We start from the raw sequence: 16,076 nt of genomic DNA, 5'->3' as shown, positions 1-16,076 counted from the left end.
CGTACGAGCCCGAGCCGGATGGAGCCGTGAAGGCCACATCCTCGATCCTGCAGTCCCGTGGTTGAGGGCGCGGTACCGGTCGGTCCCACGCCCTCGTTGTCGGAAGCTGAGGGGAACATTAGAGGAGATGCCTGATCGTGACAATCCCTACGGTTGCGAGCGGAATGTTGCTGTCGCGTGATGTGTTTCGGCGGCGTGAACAACTTTCACACCCGAATTGATGGTAACCCGCGTCACACCATCTCTCGATGACGCCAAACCGTTACACACAGGATCGCTGAGTAAAACTGCCCTGATATGGGCCGACGGTGATCTGAGCCTGACCGATACGGGCAAATCGTCGTACTTGCGAGCAATCGAAACGGGCGAAAATCATCCCCGCACACGGAGCCGACGCCCCACTCGGCCGCTAACGACAGGTAAACGAGTGACTAACAAGTCTGTGATTCCGGACCGTAAAATGTGTCGTGGATCACATCAGAAGTAATGAGGTGGTCGCTGTTGCTTCAACCATTCGTCCGAGGACGGGCCGCCGGATTCGGTACCCGCACCGTCGCTTCGCTCGTCTCCGGTCGTCTCCGGCAGAACTTCACCGAAGATACGAGCGAGCCGGGCCCGTTCTGCTCGGGCCCGGCTCGCGTCGTCTTCGGCCGATCGATCGTCGTTCGGCTTTTCGCTCATCGGTATCGCTATGCGTCCAATCCGGACAGCTCGGCGATGACCTGACTCGCCAGCGGCGTCAGCGTCGCCATTCCGTCGCGAATCGCAGCCCGCGACGAGGCCAGGTTCACCACCAGCGTGCTTCCGGATACACCGACCAGTCCACGCGACAGACCGGCGTCCAGCGAACCGGCCGCCAGTCCCGACGATCGCAGTGCCTCGCTGATACCCGGAATCTCGCGGTCGAGCACCTCCGCGGTGACGTCCGGAGTGACATCGCGCGGCGAGACACCCGTGCCACCGATGGAGACCACCAGATCGACACCGCCGATCACCGCGGTGTTGAGTGCGTTCCGTACATCCACCTCGTCTGCCGTCACCGCGACGACGCCGTCGACGAGGAAACCTGCCTCGGTCAGCAGCTCCGTGACGAGCGGGCCTTTCGAGTCCTTCTCGGTGCTGTGCGCTGTTCGGTCGTCCACGATGACGACCAACGCGCGCCCTGCCAGTGGTGCGTCGAGTTCCATACCGCTCACCGTAGTAGTAAGGCCTCCACCCGGCTCACGCTGTGCGTAAATCGTTGCAACCGTTCCGTGCCTGCCTGCTTCTCGTAACATCAGCGACCGCCCGGGAACGACGGGACCTGGAAGGGCAGTTGCTGTTCTTGCTGTTGAGTCTGAGTTTGAGTCTGGGCCGGGGCGGGCTCCGCGGTACCGAGCGTCACCGTCGCCGTCTTCTCGCTGCCACCCTCGATGTAGGTGACGGTGACGGAGTCTCCCGGAGCGTGCGAGCGCACCGCGGCGATCAACGCGTCACCGCTCGAGATGACGCGGTCGTCGAGCTTGGTGATCACGGCACCCGTCGGGATGCCTGCCGATGCGGCGGGGCCACCCTCGGTGACCTCGACGACGGTTGCGCCGTTGGCGTCGTCCTGCGACGGCACCTGCACCCCGATCATCGCCTGGGTGGCCTTACCCGTGGTGGTCAGCTCGTCGGCGATGCGCTTGGCCTGATCCACCGGGATCGCGAACCCGAGCCCGATGGATCCGCTCTGGGCTCCGGATCCCTGGCTGCCGCCGATCGTGGCGATCGCAGTGTTGATACCGATCAGCTGTCCGTCGGTGTTGACGAGCGCGCCGCCGGAGTTACCCGGGTTGATCGCAGCGTCGGTCTGGATGGCGTCGATCACCGAGTTCTGATTGCCGGACTCCCCCGAGGTGGACACCGGCCGGTTCAGAGAGGACACGATGCCCGTGGTGACCGTTCCCGCAAGGCCGAGCGGAGAGCCGATCGCGACGACCTGCTGACCCACTTCGAGGTTCGACGACGAACCCAGCTCGATCGGCGTCAGGTTCGACTTGCCCTCGGCCTTGATGACGGCCATGTCCGAGACCGAGTCGGCACCGACGATCGTCGCGTCGGCCACCGATCCGTCGGAGAACGCGACGGTGAGTTTGCCGTTGGCACCTGCGCCCGTCGCGACGTGATTGTTGGTGAGAATCAAGCCGTCACTGCTGAGAATGACGCCCGAGCCCTCACCTTCCTCCTGCGAACCCGTCACCTGGATCTGCACCACACTCGGCAGGACCTTGTTCGCGACGGCCTGGACGGAACCGTCGGGGAAATTGGCGGCCGGCTCTGCGGCGGTGACGGTGGAGTTCAACGAGTTGGTCACTCCCCCGCCGCCGTTGGCGTTGTTGGTCGCGATGGCACCGACTGCGCCGCCGATTCCGCCGCCGACCAGCACGAGTGCGATGGCACCGGCCACCAGCGCAGAACGACCAGAGCGGGTCTTCACCGCCGCAGGCGCAGAGTTGGATTGCGGCGCAACGTGTTGCGGCTGGGCGTGGGTGTGCTGGGCGGTCTGTGGGTCGCCCTGCTGACCGTACGGCCCGTAGCCGGGCTGGTAGGGGTTCTGTCCGTAGCCGGCGTACTGCTGCGGGTAACCCTGCTGTGGGGGTTGCGAGCCGGCGTGCTGGGGATTTACCTGCTGGGGGTTGGCCTGCTGGGGGTTTACCTGCTGAGGCGGGTGCTGCTGGGTCGGGTAGCTCTGCTCGTCGCCGCGCGAAGCCCGGTCCGCCGGATGCTGCTCGCCACCGGCACCCTGTCCGGTCTGTTCGGATTCGTTACGGTCGTCGCTCATCGTTGTTGCTTCCTTCAGTAGAGACCTCGTCGTAGAGGTCCGCCCGCCTTCTTGCTACTCACTGTGCAGGGCGGTACTGAGAGGTCGCTGAGATCCGGCTATCAGTTTGCCGAGAGTGTCGTGGGATCAGGAGCACCCTCACCGGGCAACACGATTCGGATGAGGGCACCGCCGCGCTCGGACACCTCGACCCCGATGGTGCCACCGTGCTTGACGACCACCTGTCGCACGATGGCAAGGCCCAGGCCACTTCCGGGCATGGAGCGTGATGCCGTGGAGCGGTAGAAGCGCTCGAACACCAACTCGCGATCTTCCTCGGGAATGCCCGGTCCTGCGTCGTCCACCGTCAACTCGAGCAGACCATCACCGATCTGCCGCATGGCGATTCGCACCTCACCGCCGCTCGGGCTCCACTTCGCCGCATTGTCGAGCACGTTCAGCACGGCCCGTGACAGTCCTGCTTGATCGCCGTAGACGAACCACGGCATCAGCGTCGCATCGAAGTCGATTTCGTTGCGACGGCGGCGTGCTCGCTCCAGACTGCGTTCGACGGCATCGGCCAGGTCGACTCGCTCGAACACCGTCTCCGGCGCGTCCTCGCGCGCCAGATCGACCAGATCACCCACCAGGGTGGACAATTCCTGGATCTGCGCCACCACGTCGGTTCGGAGCTCGGCCATGTCCTCGTCCGGGATGGACGGGGCTCCGGGGCGTCCGGCCGCGATCAGCAACTCCATGTTGGTCCGCAGCGAGGTCAACGGCGTCCGCAGTTCGTGGCCGGCGTCGGCGACCAATCTGCTCTGCCTGCCCCGAGATTCGGCGAGCGCGCGGAGCATCGTGTTGAAACTCTCTGTCAGACGAGCCAACTCGTCGTCACCGGTCACCGGAATCGGCGTCAGATCGTCGGTGCGCGCCACTCGTTCGGCAGCAGCCGTCAACCGGGCGATCGGACGTAAACCAGTGCGGCCCACGGCCATACCTGCTCCAGCAGCCAGCACCACTCCGCACGCACCGACGATCAACAGCACCCACGCCAGACGGTCCAGTACTTGTCCGGTCGGCAACAGTCTCTGTGCGACGACGAGAGTGCTGCCGTCCTTGGTGCGTAGCGCGAGTACCCGCTGATCGTCGAGTGTGCGCAGAGACGATTCCTGTTGTCCGCTCACGACAGCGAGTTCGGCATCGCCGATCGGCACCTTGGGCCCGGGCGGGTTGTAGCTGGACATGTCCGGGTAGATCAGGGCCACACTCACATCGGTGCTGTACAGCGTGGCTCCGGCAACGAAGCGCGGGTCGTAGGACACCAGAGTCGACTCCGCCAACGCGGTTGCGCGAGAACGCAACTGAGTGTCCACATCGCCGTACAGTGCCCGCGAGACAACCGTGTACGCGGCAATGGCCATCACAGCCACCGCAATTGCGACGACGGAGGCCGCGAGCAACGTCACCCGCCACCGCAGCGACACCGACCGTGTCAGGGGCATCGGTGGTCGCATCCCCGTCGGCGACGAGCCGACACCGTCGGTCGACTTGCGCCCGAACGAAGCGACCATCACGGGGGCGTCTCGCGCAGGACGTATCCCACACCGCGAACGGTGTGGATCAGCCGCGACTCCCCCTCCGCCTCGGTCTTGCGCCGCAGGTAACCGACGTACACCTCGAGCGCGTTGCCCGACGTCGGGAAGTCGTAACCCCACACTTCCTCGAGGATGCGACTCCTGGTGAGCACCCGTCGCGGGTTGGTCATCAGCATCTCGAGCAACGAGAATTCGGTCCGGGTGAGGCTGATCGAGCGTTCGGCGCGCGAGACCTCACGGGTGACCGGGTCCAACGACAGGTCCGCGAACGTCATGGTCTCCGAGTCGATGCCCGCTTCCATCGCGGTACGCCGAAGCAGTGCCCGCAGACGTGCCAACAGCTCCTCGAGCGCGAACGGCTTGGGCAGGTAGTCGTCGGCACCGGCATCGAGGCCGGCGACGCGCTCGGACACCGAGTCCCGGGCCGTCAACACGAGAATCGGCAGGTCGTCGCCGACACTGCGCAATCGACGACACACCTCGAGACCGTCGAGCCGAGGCATCATCACGTCGAGCACCAGGGCGTCGGGACGCGCCGCCGCAACCTGCTCGAGCGCGTCGAGACCGTCGACCGCCAGGTCCACGGTGTACCCGTTGAACGTCAGCGACCTGCGCAGCGACTCACGCACTGCTCGATCGTCGTCGACCACCAATATCCGCATCCGTACAGTTTGTCCTGGTCGACTGAGATATGTCTGAGAGGGGTGCCCAATCCACCTACGGAGTGGGTAGGTGCTTGGCCAGCGGGAGGTTCCACTTTCGCCACAGCGCGAGCAGACGCAACCCCGTCGCGAGCAGTGTTCCCACGATCAGACCCACGTTCTCCGGCAGACTCGCAGCATCGGCCAACACGACGGCCGACGCACCGAGCAGAGCCGGCAGCGCATAGAGGTCGCGGTGCAGCAGCAGCGGAACTTCGTTGACCAGAACGTCTCGGATCACGCCGCCCGCCACGGCCGTCGTCGTGCCGATGAGAGCTCCGGCCAACGCGCTACCGCCCGAGGCCAAGGCAATCGTCGCGCCGGTCGATGCGAACAGGCCCATGCCGAACGCGTCGAGTACCAAAACTCCGCGTCGCACCTTGCCCATCTGCCGATGCGCGACGAACACGACCAGCGAGGCGAGGAAGCCGACGGTGAGGTTCGGCCACGTGTCCAGGGACGTCGGCGGGTGGATGCCGAGCAGCAGATCGCGAATGATGCCACCGCCGATACCCGTCGTGATTCCGACGACGCACACCCCGAACAGATCCAACCGGCGATGCACTCCGATCAACGCACCGGAAGCCGCGAAGGCCGCGATACCGATCAATCCGAGCACGTCGAGAAGCATCGGACCAGCATGTCACGGCACTGACAGGGATCTGACAGCAACATCCGAGGCCCGCCCCAGCATCGGCGAGCAGCTTTGAGACATAACCGATCACGACAACGAGGAGCACATCATGCGCAGTGGATTCAAGAAAACCATCGCCACAGTCGCAGCGGCGGGAGCACTTGCACTCGGTGGCGGCGCGGTCGCCCAAGCCTCCACGGATCGGGCCACGATCCCCGATGTGGCCGGCAGCTCCGAAAGCGCAGCCTTGGAGGCACTCTCGGATGCCGGTTTCACCAACGTGAGTGTCAACTACGACCGACCCGACGCCATCGTCCTCGGAACCAGCTTTCAAGCAGGGGCCAAGGTCAACGAAAACGCGTCCATCCTGGTGATCGTCGGACGCGACTAGCTCGCCCGCACCGTCCCGTCGTAACCGGCGGCGGGACTGTCCGCGTTGCGGTTGCACGCGATAGTCTCGGTGCGCAGCAGAATTTCGCAGAACCGAGGTGAACGAACAAGTGCCGATCATCGACAACGCCGTCTACGTGAACGGAAAACGCACTGCCAATCCCGAGAGCCTCGATATCACCTTCGAGGTCATGCGCGAGCGGCACGGAATGGCATGGATCGGGCTGTACCGACCCGAGGTCGCCGAAATCATGGCTGTGGCTTACGAGTTCGGCCTGCACCGGCTCGCCGTCGAGGACGCCATCGCAGCCCACCAGCGGCCGAAACTGGAACGGTACGCCGAGCAGCTGTTCGTCGTTCTCCGGCCCGCGCGATACGTCGACGAGACCGAAAAGGTCGAATTCGGCGAGTTGCACATCTTTCTCGGTCCGGATTTCGTCGTCACCATTCGCCACGCCGAATCCCCTGACTTGGCGATGGTGCGAAAGCGCCTCGAAGGATCTCCCGAACTGATCGAACTCGGACCCGAGGCGATCCTCTACGGCATCCTCGATCAAGTGGTCGACGAGTACGTCCCGGTGGTGACCGGACTGCAGAACGACATCGACGAGATCGAGGATCAGCTGTTCACCGGCGACCCGTCGGTTTCGCGTCGAATCTACTCACTGCTCCGTGAAGTGTCCGAATTCGACCGTGCTGCAAAGCCACTCGTCGAGATGATCGAATCGCTCAAGCGAGGGTCGGACAAGTACAACGTGGACGTGGAACTGCAGCGATACCTGCGCGACGTGCACGATCACGCGATCCGAGTCTCCGACCGCATCGAGTCCTTCCGATCCAACCTGCAGAATGCGTTGACTGTGCACTCGACCATCGTCGCGCAGCAGCAGAACGAAGAGATGCGCAACATGACCGAAGCCAGCCTGGAGCAGAACGAACAGGTCAAGCGCATCTCGTCATGGGGTGCAATTCTTTTCGCGCCCTCCCTGATCGCCGCCATCTACGGCATGAACTTCGACGACATGCCGGAATTGAAATGGCAACTCGGCTATCCGATGGCACTGCTCGCCATGGCGATCTGCTCGACTGCACTGTTCGTGGTGTTCAAGCGCCAGAAGTGGTTGTAGTGCGGCTCCGCCGCAGTGGTGTGGTCGAGTGCCTCAGGGGGCACTCAACCGCACCACTGCCGCAGGCACTCAGGACGAGCCGAACCTCGCACCGATCGGGATGTCGCGGGTGAAGGTCAACCTGTCGAACTCGTTGCCGTATTCGTCGATGGCACCGATCGTCATTCTGCTGGCCGTGATGCCCGGAATGCCCGGCACCACATCGACTCTGACGAACGAGTAGTTCAGGAACCGCACCCTCGACCAGGTGATGGACTCGGCCGACTTGGTGCCGTCCGGCGCCCAGACGTAACTGTTGGGAACTGCGGTGTCGGGCAACTCGTTGCCGCGATAGCTCACGCCCTCGCCGTCCTGGAACGTATAGCGGGGACGACCACCACCGCCGACGGTGTAATACACGGTGCCGTCGGTCTTTCCGTCGACCGTTGCGTTGTCACCGGCCACCCGCGTCGCACGGTTGCCGCGAATGGGATCGGTGCGCTCGAAGACGTGGTTGTGAGCCTGGAGCACCACATCCACCTCGTACCTGTCGAACAGCGATACCCATGCGTCGCGCACGCCGCCGTCGCTCGCATGCGTCGACGTGGTCGAGTACGCGCAGTGATGGAAGAAGCAGACGATGAAGTCGATGTTCGGATCGGCACGGTACTTCGCCAATGTCTGCTCCACCCAGGTGTTCTGGGCTCCGCCGCTGTACCCGGTGTTGGCCTTGATCTCGTAGCTGACGTCGTTCGCGTCGAGCGAGAGCACCGCGGTGTTGCCGTAGACGAACGAGTACGCCGACGGGCAGCCCTTGGGGCCGTTGCTCGGCTGATCCAGACGCGCCGCATGGCCGCCGTATCCGTTGGGGCTGTACAGCGCTTCCATGTCGTGGTTGCCAGTGGCGAACAACCACGGCGCGGTCGACGCACTGGCTTCGATCGCCTGGAAATAGCCATCCCAGACGAACGGGTTGAACTTGTCGAATCCCTTCGGCGGCGTCTGGCCGTGCTTCGCGAACTGCGGCGGCAGACCTGCACCGGACGGGTCGGCGTACGCGATGTCACCGGCGAGGATGTGGAAGTCCGGGTGCGAGGCCTCGATCTGTCGATTGATGTTGCGCGCGTGCTTGACCGACGGTTCGTTGTCCGCTTTGTAATACTGGTCGTCGTAGTCGCCGGCCACCAAACCTTCTGGTTGCGAGGGCGTTTCGTCGACGCCCTGATCGCCCATCATCGTGAACCTGAACGGTGCGATGCGGCCTGACGGCAGCGCCGGAGATGCGCTGCGAATATCGCTCACGAAGCCGTCGGCGGTGCGCCAGCGATAGTAGTGCGGCAACTTCGGCGTCAGATTGTCGACGGGTACGTGCACGTAGTACTGCTCTGCCGACAGGATTCCGCCGTCGGTCTGCGGCACCTGACTGATCAGGTTCCGCACCTCGGCCGACGTCGTCGCGCCCAGCGCCGGCGTAGGGCCGTGGTCGAGAAAGACTCCGGTCAGCCCGGGGTTCCGAGAGAGCTGAGCCGAGAACCGCAGCTGCGTCGCCGGGTCGTTTCCGAACCCCATGTGCCGACCGGCCACGGCCAGCGGAGCGTCCTGCGCATAGGCGGTGCGCGCGAACACCGAATTCCCGACGCCCACCGCGGCAGCCGTCGCGGCCGCTCCCACCAGGAAGTTTCGACGACTGACCGGGTGCCGCCGCAGGAACGACCGATGCCAATCGTGCTGCTCGGCCATGGTCATGTTCTCGGCGAGCGTGCCCGGGATACCGGTCGCGACGGTCTCGCCTGCGGGATTGAGCGTCATGACTCGATCGTGGCGGTGACGCCCGCTCTATCCGTTAACCAAGCGAAGCACTTGAGTGAACAGCACGAGAACACCGATGCACAACGGGACGAACGAGGACAATCCCGTCGTGCACGGAAACTCGTGACCTACTACGAAGTTCCACGCACGACGGGAGGTGAACTCAGGTCCCCTTGACGTTGAGGATCTGCCGCAACTCGTGCTCGATGCTCACCAGGTCCCGGGCATCCTCCATCACGACATCGATCGACTTGTAGGCGTCGGGAATCTCGTCGATGAAATCGGCACTGTCCCGGAACTCGATCCCCTTCATTCGCTCCTGCAGGTCCTCGTGGGTGAACCGCTTCCTGGCCTCGGTCCGCGAGAACTGCCGACCGGCACCGTGAGGAGCCGAGCACAGTCCGGCCCGCGAGCCCTTACCAACGACCACGTACGAACGAGTTCCCATCGACCCGGGAATGATTGCCTTGACACCCTCGTGTGCGTCTACCGCGCCCTTACGCGTGAGCCAGACCTCCTTGTGCGCATGCGTTTCCTTCACCGTGTAGTTGTGATGGCAATTGATCCGCTCGACCTCGCGATGGTCGTCGGTCCCCATCCACTCGGCGAACACCGCACCGAACCTGTCCATCATCTCGGCACGGTTGAGGTACGCGAACCGCTGCGCCCACTTCAGGTCTCGGATGTACCGTCCGAATTCCGGCGCACTCTCGGGCAGGTACGCCAAGTCCTTGTTCGGCAACGGGATCCACCACTGCGCGCACAATCGCTGCGCAATGGCGATGTGCTTCTTGGCGATCTTGTTGCCCACGCCCCTCGATCCACTGTGCAGAAACAGCCACACTCGATCGGTCTCGTCGAGGCACAACTCGGCAAAGTGATTGCCGCCGCCCAACGAACCGAGCTGCTCACGCCACTGCGGTGAGTGGTTCAGCTCGACACCGTCCTTGGCCGCCAACTCCTCGAGTTCGAGCAACTTGGGCGCGGTGAAATCCCACCGGTCGACGCCGACGTTGTAGTTGCCCGGAGACAGCGGGATGCTTGCCTCGATGGCGAGTCGCAGGTCCGTCAGATTGCGGCCGTCGACGTCGTCTAGGGTGAATTCTGTTCGGACGCCGATCATTCCGCAGCCGATATCGACTCCGACTGCAGCCGGAATGACTGCACCCAATGTCGGGATCACAGTTCCGACTGCGCTGCCCATACCGCTGTGGGCGTCGGGCATCAGTGCGACGTGCGGATGCACGAACGGCATCGACGAGGTCTCACGGGCCTGCTCGAGAGTCTTGTCTTCGAGCTGTGAAGCCCAATTGAGCAAACGCAAGCCCACCTTGTTCGGGGGCATGATGTTCCTTCCTGCCCCCTTGCACAAGAGGGCGCTATTCGATGGGTCGATTCACGAGCGGAGCTTGTTTACCGCAGGGAGCGGCGCATCGCTCCGGTGAATACGCGCGCAGCACAAGGCCCGTACCTGCTCTCGTGTCGAGAGCGGCACCAGACAGAACGGTTGCGCGCATGACGAGGACCCTATCGAGCGAGACCTTGCCCAAGCGAGCGAATTATTCGAAACGTAGTGGGACTGAATGCACAGAGGTGTGCTGTGATGATGGGATCCCGTCGCTGGGGACCGATAGTGTGCAAACCTGCCCACAACGCCGGGACCTACACTCCTCCACCGAATGCCAAGCCCAGTAGATATGTCGCCCCAGCCGCGCCGTAGCCGATGGCCAACTGTCGCAGAGCACGTTTGACCGGTGGCCCACCGCTGAGCAGTCCCACCACCAAGCCGGTACAGATCAATGCGATTCCGACGAGGACGGCGGCAACGGCAAGTGCCACATAACCTTCGAGGCCGAACAGATACGGCAGCACCGGGATGACGGCACCGGAGGCGAAGAAACAGAAGCTGGCCCCGGCGGCACCGAGGCCGGTTCCGATGGACTCGTGTTCATCCACGTCGGGGGCCATCTCGTCGGCAGGTAGTAATCGCAGCACTTCGGCGGCTTTGGCGTCGGCTTCCTCGTGGGTCATTCCCCGCGCCCGGTAGACCAGCGCCAGTTCGTTGGCGTCGACGTCGAGGTGTTGGACGGCATCGCGCGCGGCACTGTCCGGCGACGACGCCTCGAGCAGTTCGCGTTGCGAGCGGACCGAGACGTACTCGCCCGCGCCCATCGACAGCGCGCCGGCGAGCAGGCCCGCGAGTCCGGTGACGAGAACGATCTGATTGGACACACCGGATCCGCTGATACCGAGCACCAGAGCCAGGTTGCTCACCAAGCCGTCGTTGGCACCGAACACTGCGGCCCGGAACGTGCCGGACAGTCGATTGCGACCGCGAGCTGCCAGTGCCCTGATCACCTCGGCATGGATCTGCTCGTCGGCCGTCATAGCGTCGGTGGCATCGGAGTCGGTGGCATACGGAGAGCGCGTTTCGGCGCGCTGCGCCAATGCGAGCACGAACACCGAGCCGAACCGACGCGCCAGCACACCGAGGATGCGGGTGCGGATGTCGCCCTTGAGCGGCATGCCGACCCGCTCGCCCAGTAGGTTTCGCCAATGCTGCTCGTGGCGGCCCTCCGCATCGGCGAGTGCGAGCAAGATCTCGCGCTCCTCGCCGACGCGTCGTCCTGCCAGATCGCGATAGACGGCAGCCTCGGCCCGCTCGTCGGCGAGATACTGCCGCCACCGCTTCACATCTCGCGCACTGGGTCCGTCGTTCATGACAGTGAAGATAGACCCGTAGAGGGTCAGCTCGGGTCGTACACCCCGGTCTGCACTGCTTTGACCAATCTCCGTGGCACTCGGAACTCGCGACCTTGGAAACGCACGGTCACCAGATCAGGGGCAACGGCTTTCCACTGCGCACGACGGCTCCTGGTGTTCGAGCGCGACATCTTTCTCTTCGGAACAGCCATGGTTCAGGCGTCCTTTCGGCTTCGTCGACCGTAACGCTTCTCGAATTTTTCGACGCGCCCCTGCGTGTCCATCACGCGGGCGGCTCCGGTCCAGAAGGGGTGCGATTCGGACGAGACGTCGACGACGATCAGCGGATAGGTGTTGCCGTCTTCCCATTCGGTTTCGCGCGCGGACGTGACGGTGGACCTGGTGAGAAACTTGTTGCCGGTGCTCGAATCCTGGAACACGACCGGGTGGTAGTCGGGGTGGATGCCTGGTTTCATTCTGTAGCCTCTCGTGATTGTTCTGCGTACGGGGATTCACTGCTGTCGCAGGGGTCTTCGTGCCACTGGCCGAACGGATCGGTCCAGCCGGACCACGCCGAGGGGTCCGTCATCTCGTCGTCGGATACCAACGCCCACTGCAGCGTTCGGTCGATCTCGGTGGGGTCGGCCTCGTGCACGAGGATCACCAGCGAGGTGTCACGATCGCCGAACGTCTCGTCCCAACGCAGCGCCGCCATTGCCCGACGGGTGGCGTCGACGCGGTCCTGCTGCTCCGGTTCCATTGCGGCAAGCCACTTTCCGGCGCTCGCAACACGAAGACCGCCGCCGGCCGACTCGATCCACAGCGCTTCGTCGGGCTGAGTGGCGACCCATGCCCGCCCCCGTGCGGTGACGACGCCGTCGAGCAGCACATCGATGGCCTCGTGCAATCGCTCGGGATGAAAAGGCCGCGTTGCGGTGAACTCGACCAGGGTGACGCCGCAGTCGACGGCCAGCGGCGGCTGACCGCGCAGCAGTGGCGAATGCGCGTCGGTGATCGCACCGCGACGGGCATCGGCAGGCATGGACGCGAGAAGCGCTGGGGCGTCGACCATTGCGTCCCGGGACACCCAGACGACGGGAGCATTGGGTGCCAGCCGCGCGAGGACGGCAGCGAGCCGGGCCCGCTCCCAGGCGTCGACGTCCGGGCCCGCGGTGACGACGAGCGCATCGGCGTAGTCGACCTGCCCCACCACCAACTGCGCGACGGTTCGATCGTCGTCCCCACTGGCGACGATCCCTCGGTCGGCCATGGCGTCGTCGCCGGTGGCATCGGCCAGCCAGGTTGCGGCATCGAGGCAGTCGACCACTGCCTCGATGCGGACGTCACGCGAGGCCGGGCCGTCGATCTGCCCGACGACACCCGCAACGACGACGTTGTCCACAGCCCAGCACAGCGCCTCGGGCTCGAGCGCAGGGTCCATGGCGAGCACGATGCGATCGACGTTGCTGCGGGCGGACAGTGCGCGCAGCAGCGGCAGCAGATCCTCCCGAAGTGTGCACGAGACGCAGCCGTGCGCCAGCTCCAGAATGGTCTCGCGCGGGTTCTCCCCCAGTACGGAGAGTGTGCGACGCACGACGCCTTCGGCGACGCGGCTCAGATCGTGGCGGACCGCGACTGTCCCCGGCGCGAGCAGCGATGTCACGACCGCGTCCATGGCTCCGGTCCAGCCGGAGACGAGGACCATCGGGGTTCGATCGTCCGGTGAGTTGTTCACGAGCACCCTTCTTCTCGACAACGATTGTCATTCTCTGAGGATGCACGCTACATTCGAGATCACGCTTTGTCGAAAACGATTGTCATAATGGAAAGAAAGGAGTGCTCGTGTCAGCGCACTGCCAAGTCACCGGCCGCACCCCCGGCTTCGGAAAATCCGTCTCGCACTCCCACGTGCGAACCAGCCGTAGGTGGGACCCCAACATCCAACGCAAGACGTACTACGCACCCAGCCTCGGCCGACGCGTCACTCTCACGCTCTCGGCCAAGGGCATCAAGACCATCGACCGCGACGGCATCGATGCCGTCGTCGCCAAGATCCGCGCACGTGGGGAGAAGATCTGATGGGCAAGAGCACGGACGTCCGTCCGATCGTCAAGCTGAAGTCGACCGCGGGGACCGGCTACACCTACGTCACTCGCAAGAACCGTCGCAACGATCCCGATCGACTGGTGATGAAGAAGTACGACCCGGTCGTGCGCAAGCACGTCGATTTCCGAGAGGAGCGGTAGTCGTGGCGAAGAAGTCGAAGATCGCCAAGAACGAACAGCGCAAGGTCGTCGTCGCCCGGTGGGCAACCCGTCGCGCCGAGCTCAAGGAGACCATCCGCAGGCCCTCGAGCAGCGACTCCGAGCGCGCACAGGCCCAAGCAGCACTGCAGCGTCTGCCGCGCGATTCGAGTCCGGTACGATTACGCAATCGTGACGCTGCGGATGGACGTCCGCGCGGTTATCTACGGAAATTCGGGCTGTCCCGCGTGAAAATGCGCGAGATGGCTCACCGTGGGGAGCTGCCAGGCGTCCACAAGTCGAGCTGGTAAAGGGAAAAGGTTTCAGATGGCAGTCAAGAGAGCACCGTCGAAGAAGGTCCGCGCAGAGGCAGGCCGTCGACCGAAGAAGAACCCGTTGAACGCCGCCAAGGTCACCACGGTGGACTACAAGGACATCAACCTCCTTCGTCAGTTCATCTCGGACCGCGGCAAGATCCGCAGCCGTCGGGTCACCGGGCTCACCCCGCAGCAGCAGCGCCAGGTCGCTGTTGCAGTGAAGAACGCTCGTGAGATGGCATTGCTGCCGTTCACCAGCCGCTGATCCAAACTTTCGTTCAGAGAGGCCACGTAGCCATCGGCTACGTGGCCTCTCTGTCGTTCCCGATCCAGAGATGAGCAGTCCGTAGATGTCCGGCGTCCTCGAGGGCTTCACCGTCATCTTCGTCGTCATCGCACTGGGTTATCTGCTCGCCCACCTCAAAGTGCTCGGCGAACACGGCCAGTTCGTACTGAGCCGACTCGTGTTCTTCGTCGCCACGCCCGCACTGCTGTTCGTCACGCTGGCGAACTCGGATCTGTCGGTCATTCTGTCGCCTGTACTGGCCGTAGCCGGCACCACCGCACTGCTCGTCGGCGCCGTCTATTTCGTCATAGCCAAGCTGGCTCTGAAACGAACCGTGCCCGACGCGACCGTCGGCGCACTCGCGAGTTCGTACGTCAACGCCGCCAACCTGGGTATCCCGATTGCCGTCTTCGTGCTCGGCGACGCGAACTTCGTCGCTCCCCTGCTGCTGTTCCAGATCATGGTCTACACCCCGATCGCGGTGACGATTCTCGACGTCTCGACGGAGATCGAGAAGGTCTCGGTGCTCAAGACCGTCACCACACCGTTCCGGAATCCGATCGTGCTGGCCGGCGCAGCAGGACTGGTTCTGTCCATCACCGGCTTCGAGCTGCCCGAGGCGTTGATGCAGCCGTTCCAGCTCGTCGGGAACGCGTCCGTCCCCGGCGCGTTGCTCGCCTTCGGCCTGTCTCTCTACGGTGCCCGAGTGCTGCAGAAGGGCATCAGTCCACGACGGGACGTGGCCCTGGCCACGGTGTTCAAGATGGCACTGCAACCCCTGCTCGGCTACCTCATGGCCCGGTTCGTGTTCGGTCTGGACGGGCACGATCTGTTCGCCATCGTCGTCGTCTCGGCGCTGCCGACCGCACAGAACGTGTTCGTCTTCGCCAGCCGCTACCAGCGCGGGGTGGTACTCGCCCGAGACACTGCGTTCGTGACCACGCTCGTCTCGATCCCCGTCATCGCGCTCGTGACACTCTTCCTCGCATGAGCCGAACACAAAGGTTCTCCTCAGCTCACAGCGCTAGTTTGGTTTCATGAGGTTTCTCGCTGCAGGAGTCATGTTGTGCCTGCTGCTGGTCGGCTGCAGCACCGCCTCCGGCAGCGACGACGAGACGACGCCGACGGTCGGATCCACCACACCGGTCGGTCTCGCCCAGCAACCCAGCGCACCTCCGGTTCCTCACGAAGTGCCCGTCGGCGACGTCGGCACGATGTTCGAGCCCACCCCCGACCTGATCCGCGCCACCACCACTCCGTTCGAGTCGTGGAGCCAGGTCTCCCCCAACACCATCGCGGTCCACTTCGTCACCGGCACTCCCGAGTGCTACGGAGCCGACGCGTCGGTGACCGAGACCGACACCACCGTCACCATCGAACTGCGTACCGGGACCAAGCCCGACGCCGCCGACAAGTCCTGCATCATGGTGGCCGTCTACGCCACCATGCAGATGACGTTGGCCTCTCCCCTCGGGAGCCGCACCATCCTGAATGCGGCCTGACCCTC

20 protein-coding genes are annotated in these 16,076 nt (G+C 64.1%); 8 read left to right on the top strand and 12 right to left on the bottom strand.

Annotated elements, in window-relative coordinates; translation table 11 throughout:
• Positions 1–477: 477 nt before the first annotated feature.
• From AB0362_RS21275 to AB0362_RS21250, 6 genes are all read right to left on the bottom strand, one after another.
• Positions 478–681, bottom strand: a complete 204-nt coding sequence (locus tag AB0362_RS21275; RefSeq protein ID WP_269594632.1) for a hypothetical protein — start codon at positions 679–681, stop codon at positions 478–480.
• An 8-nt stretch (positions 682–689) separates the two neighbouring features.
• Positions 690–1,187, bottom strand: coding sequence for a MogA/MoaB family molybdenum cofactor biosynthesis protein (locus tag AB0362_RS21270; protein ID WP_037191958.1), 498 nt, complete (start codon positions 1,185–1,187; stop codon positions 690–692).
• 89 nt (positions 1,188–1,276) lie between these two features.
• Positions 1,277–2,803 (bottom strand): trypsin-like peptidase domain-containing protein, encoded by a 1,527-nt coding sequence (locus tag AB0362_RS21265; protein WP_317810753.1) that lies wholly within the window; start codon positions 2,801–2,803, stop codon positions 1,277–1,279.
• A 101-nt stretch (positions 2,804–2,904) separates the two neighbouring features.
• Positions 2,905–4,356: a HAMP domain-containing sensor histidine kinase gene (locus tag AB0362_RS21260; RefSeq protein ID WP_068049736.1), complete on the bottom strand. Its 1,452-nt coding sequence runs from the start codon at positions 4,354–4,356 to the stop codon at positions 2,905–2,907.
• Positions 4,356–5,042: a response regulator transcription factor gene (locus AB0362_RS21255; RefSeq protein ID WP_032395747.1), complete on the bottom strand. Its 687-nt coding sequence runs from the start codon at positions 5,040–5,042 to the stop codon at positions 4,356–4,358. The genes AB0362_RS21260 and AB0362_RS21255 overlap by 1 nt, the downstream gene beginning before the upstream one ends.
• 55 nt (positions 5,043–5,097) lie before the next feature.
• Positions 5,098–5,712: a trimeric intracellular cation channel family protein gene (locus tag AB0362_RS21250; protein WP_068049734.1), complete on the bottom strand. Its 615-nt coding sequence runs from the start codon at positions 5,710–5,712 to the stop codon at positions 5,098–5,100.
• A gap of 112 nt (positions 5,713–5,824) precedes the next feature.
• On the opposite strand from AB0362_RS21250, the gene AB0362_RS21245 reads away from it, so the two are divergent.
• Complete coding sequence (locus tag AB0362_RS21245) at positions 5,825–6,106, top strand: PASTA domain-containing protein (protein WP_317810752.1); 282 nt, start codon at positions 5,825–5,827, stop codon at positions 6,104–6,106.
• Between the two features lie 109 nt (positions 6,107–6,215).
• A complete protein-coding gene (locus AB0362_RS21240) occupies positions 6,216–7,232 on the top strand; it encodes a magnesium and cobalt transport protein CorA (RefSeq protein ID WP_317810751.1) in 1,017 nt (338 codons plus the stop codon).
• 69 nt (positions 7,233–7,301) lie between these two features.
• Here the strand turns inward: AB0362_RS21240 and AB0362_RS21235 are convergent, their stop codons facing one another.
• From AB0362_RS21235 to AB0362_RS21210, 6 genes are all read right to left on the bottom strand, one after another.
• On the bottom strand, positions 7,302–9,020 hold the full coding sequence (locus tag AB0362_RS21235) for a metallophosphoesterase (protein WP_317810750.1): 1,719 nt from the start codon (positions 9,018–9,020) through the stop codon (positions 7,302–7,304).
• A 163-nt stretch (positions 9,021–9,183) separates the two neighbouring features.
• Entirely contained in the window at positions 9,184–10,365 is a 1,182-nt protein-coding gene (locus AB0362_RS21230) for an RtcB family protein (RefSeq protein WP_317810749.1), read from the bottom strand.
• A 317-nt stretch (positions 10,366–10,682) separates the two neighbouring features.
• Positions 10,683–11,741, bottom strand: a complete 1,059-nt coding sequence (locus AB0362_RS21225) for a VIT1/CCC1 family protein (protein ID WP_317810748.1) — start codon at positions 11,739–11,741, stop codon at positions 10,683–10,685.
• Between the two features lie 26 nt (positions 11,742–11,767).
• The gene (rpmF, locus tag AB0362_RS21220; RefSeq protein ID WP_032388658.1) at positions 11,768–11,935 is read right to left on the bottom strand and encodes a 50S ribosomal protein L32; all 168 of its coding nucleotides are present in this window, start codon (positions 11,933–11,935) and stop codon (positions 11,768–11,770) included.
• A 3-nt stretch (positions 11,936–11,938) separates the two neighbouring features.
• Complete coding sequence (locus AB0362_RS21215) at positions 11,939–12,199, bottom strand: type B 50S ribosomal protein L31 (RefSeq protein WP_121870664.1); 261 nt, start codon at positions 12,197–12,199, stop codon at positions 11,939–11,941.
• Positions 12,196–13,428: a GTP-binding protein gene (locus AB0362_RS21210; RefSeq protein ID WP_317810780.1), complete on the bottom strand. Its 1,233-nt coding sequence runs from the start codon at positions 13,426–13,428 to the stop codon at positions 12,196–12,198. Before AB0362_RS21210 ends, AB0362_RS21215 begins: the two co-directional genes overlap by 4 nt.
• Before the next feature lie 137 nt (positions 13,429–13,565).
• Here AB0362_RS21210 and rpmB point away from each other — a divergent pair, with 137 nt between their 5' ends.
• The 6 genes from rpmB to AB0362_RS21180 all read left to right on the top strand — a co-directional run bounded on the left by rpmB (position 13,566) and on the right by AB0362_RS21180 (position 16,071).
• On the top strand, positions 13,566–13,802 hold the full coding sequence (gene rpmB, locus AB0362_RS21205) for a 50S ribosomal protein L28 (RefSeq protein WP_032404320.1): 237 nt from the start codon (positions 13,566–13,568) through the stop codon (positions 13,800–13,802).
• Positions 13,799–13,969 carry a 50S ribosomal protein L33 gene (gene rpmG, locus AB0362_RS21200; protein ID WP_170944568.1) on the top strand — a complete coding sequence of 57 codons (171 nt, stop codon included), beginning with the start codon at positions 13,799–13,801 and terminating at the stop codon, positions 13,967–13,969. The genes rpmB and rpmG overlap by 4 nt, the downstream gene beginning before the upstream one ends.
• Before the next feature lie 2 nt (positions 13,970–13,971).
• Positions 13,972–14,277: a 30S ribosomal protein S14 gene (gene rpsN, locus AB0362_RS21195; RefSeq protein ID WP_068050178.1), complete on the top strand. Its 306-nt coding sequence runs from the start codon at positions 13,972–13,974 to the stop codon at positions 14,275–14,277.
• A 16-nt stretch (positions 14,278–14,293) separates the two neighbouring features.
• A complete protein-coding gene (gene rpsR, locus AB0362_RS21190; protein ID WP_008719028.1) occupies positions 14,294–14,548 on the top strand; it encodes a 30S ribosomal protein S18 in 255 nt (84 codons plus the stop codon).
• Between the two features lie 85 nt (positions 14,549–14,633).
• A complete protein-coding gene (locus AB0362_RS21185) occupies positions 14,634–15,560 on the top strand; it encodes an AEC family transporter (RefSeq protein WP_094639540.1) in 927 nt (308 codons plus the stop codon).
• Between the two features lie 46 nt (positions 15,561–15,606).
• Positions 15,607–16,071: a hypothetical protein gene (locus AB0362_RS21180; protein WP_068050174.1), complete on the top strand. Its 465-nt coding sequence runs from the start codon at positions 15,607–15,609 to the stop codon at positions 16,069–16,071.
• The last annotated feature ends 5 nt before the right edge of the window (positions 16,072–16,076 follow it).

Origin of the sequence: Rhodococcus sp. NPDC079359 (genome assembly GCF_040702585.1) — a bacterium.
GTDB lineage: Bacteria > Actinomycetota > Actinomycetes > Mycobacteriales > Mycobacteriaceae > Rhodococcoides.
Note: the sequence above shows the minus strand (reverse complement) of the source record. Positions and strands in the feature narration are given on the sequence as shown.